Here is a 2,115-nt window from a genome sequence, read left to right as displayed (position 1 = left end):
ACCGTGCGCCGGTCAGCGCAGGGGTGACACGATCGCGTCGAGCGCCGAGGCCCCGGTGAAGGGGTAGCCGTGCCCGCCGGGCAGCAGCCGGAGCGTGAAGTCGGCGGCGGCGCAGTCGCGCCAGCGCTCCAGGTGCGCGCCGCTGACCAGCGGGTCGTCGGCGCCCCCGAAGACGTGCAGCGGGCAGTCGACCCGGGTGGGTCCCGGGGCCAGGTAGGACTCGGTGAGGGCGAGGTCGCGGCGGACCGTGCGCAGCGCGTACTGGAGGTACGCCGGGTAGCGGGCCAGCTCGGGCGGGAAGCCGCCGAAGCCGTCCAGCCAGTCGAGCAGACCGGCGTCGTCCAGGTCCGAGACACGTCGGCGCACCGGGGTGTGCGGTGCGCGCGCGGCGGACACGAGCAGCGCGCGGGGCGGGGTGAGGCCGCGCCGGGCGATGCGGACGGCAATCTCGTAGCCGAGGAGTGCGCCGAAGCTGTGCCCGAAGAGCGCGTAGGGCCGGTCGAACTCGTCGCGGATGCCGTCGATCACGGCGTCGGCGAGCTCTTCGAGCGTGCCGGGCAGCTGCTCGGCGCTGCGCACGCCCCGCCCGGGCAGCTCCACGGTGGCGAGTTCCACCCCGGCCGGCGGTGCGAGGCGCCAGGGCGCGAACGAGCTCGCGCTGCCGCCCGCCTGCGGCAGGCAGATCAGCCGCAGGCGCGGGTCGGCCGCGGTGACCCGGCCGACGATCCACGGGCGGTCCCGGTCGTGCGCCGGTGCGCTCTTCGGGGAGGCGACTGATGCGGTGGCACGGGGTCCCATCCCGCTCCTCCTTCGGCCGGTGTGCGGGGCGCTCTGCTGCCCGCCGCGCCCCATCGTGCGGCCGGCGGGAGGGCGGGGCCAGGCAAGGGGACCGGCAACCGGACTGCCGCCATATTGCCCCGGCAGTTCCTGGAGGGCGGGGTGCGGCGCACCAAAACTGACGGTGAACAGTCCTGTTCCGCGCCGGAGGGGTGGACCGCAATCCAATGACCACAGTGCCCGACGAGACAATGCCCGCCGAGACGTCCGACTCCACGCTCTTCACCCTGGACGCGGTCAAGAACGACCTCATGGAGGTCGACGCGATGTTCCAGGCGTGTCTGAACTGGAACTACGGGGACCGCGACAGCCGCGTGTGGAACCTCTACGAGAAGAACAAGGTCTCGCAGTGGAACGCCACCACCGACATCGACTGGGACCACGACGTCAACTTCGGCGCCGAGCTGTCGGAGGAGAACGGAGCGCGGCTCGCGTCCTTCGTCGTCGGCGAAGGCAGCCCGGTGCCGCGCGAGCTGCTGACCCAGTTCCGCTGGGAGTACCAGGCGTGGATGTGCAGCCAGTTCCTGCACGGCGAGCAGGGTGCGCTCGTGACGACGGCCCGTCTCGTGGAGACCGTGCCCGACCTCGACGCCAAGACGTACGCCGCGTCCCAGGTCGCCGACGAGGCGCGGCACGTCGAGGCGTTCGCCCGTTACGTCGACGAGAAGCTGCAGTCCGTCTACCCGATCAACCCCGGGCTCAAGACGCTGCTGCACGATCTGCTGTCGGAGTCCCGGTGGGACATCGTCTACCTCGGCATGCAGGTGGTCGTCGAGGGTCTGGCCATCACCGCGCTGCGCCTCGCGAGCAGCGGCTTCGGCGACCCGGTGATCCGGCAGATCACCAAGATGGTCGCGCAGGACGAGGCCCGGCACATCGCCTTCGGCGTCACCGCGCTCACCGGCATGTACAGCCAGGTCACCTCCGCGGAGCTGCGCGAGCGCGAGGACTTCCTGCTGGAGGCGATCCAGCTGATGTCGCGCCGGTTCATGCTGCGCGAGGTCTGGGAGCGGATGGACCTCGACGTGGCCAAGGGGCTGCACTTCGCGCGGACCAACCCGATGATGGCCACCTACCGGCAGATGCTCTTCCAGCAAGTCATCCTCGTGCTGCGGCAGTTGGACATGCTCTCGGACCGGGTGAAGGCACTGCTGCTCGCGGAGAACCTGGTGCGCCCGGAGGCCCTGCGGATCCGCTGAGGGCAGCGGTACGGGCCCTGCGGTCAGCGGTACGGGCCCGATCGGGGGCCGCACCACCCGCACCCGGCGGCCTGCCCGC

2 protein-coding genes are annotated in these 2,115 nt (G+C 71.7%); one reads left to right on the top strand and one right to left on the bottom strand.

Annotated features, from left to right (window positions below; all coding sequences use genetic code 11):
* Positions 1–12: 12 nt before the first annotated feature.
* On the bottom strand, positions 13–798 hold the full coding sequence (locus ACWGIG_RS38615) for a thioesterase II family protein (RefSeq protein ID WP_453326400.1): 786 nt from the start codon (positions 796–798) through the stop codon (positions 13–15).
* A gap of 206 nt (positions 799–1,004) precedes the next feature.
* On the opposite strand from ACWGIG_RS38615, the gene ACWGIG_RS38610 reads away from it, so the two are divergent.
* Positions 1,005–2,036 carry a diiron oxygenase gene (locus ACWGIG_RS38610; RefSeq protein ID WP_453326399.1) on the top strand — a complete coding sequence of 344 codons (1,032 nt, stop codon included), beginning with the start codon at positions 1,005–1,007 and terminating at the stop codon, positions 2,034–2,036.
* The last annotated feature ends 79 nt before the right edge of the window (positions 2,037–2,115 follow it).

It is taken from the genome of Streptomyces sp. NPDC054863, assembly GCF_053610825.1.
The sequence above is the reverse complement of the archived record's forward strand: the minus strand, read 5'-3'. Positions and strand labels throughout refer to the sequence as shown.

Bases quoted from the DNA above. Each gene is read 5' to 3' on its own strand.
- ACWGIG_RS38615 (WP_453326400.1), bottom strand. From the start codon at position 798: ATGGGACCCCGTGCCACCGCATCAGTCGCCTCCCCGAAGAGCGCACCG.
- ACWGIG_RS38610 (WP_453326399.1), top strand. From the start codon at position 1,005: ATGACCACAGTGCCCGACGAGACAATGCCCGCCGAGACGTCCGACTCC.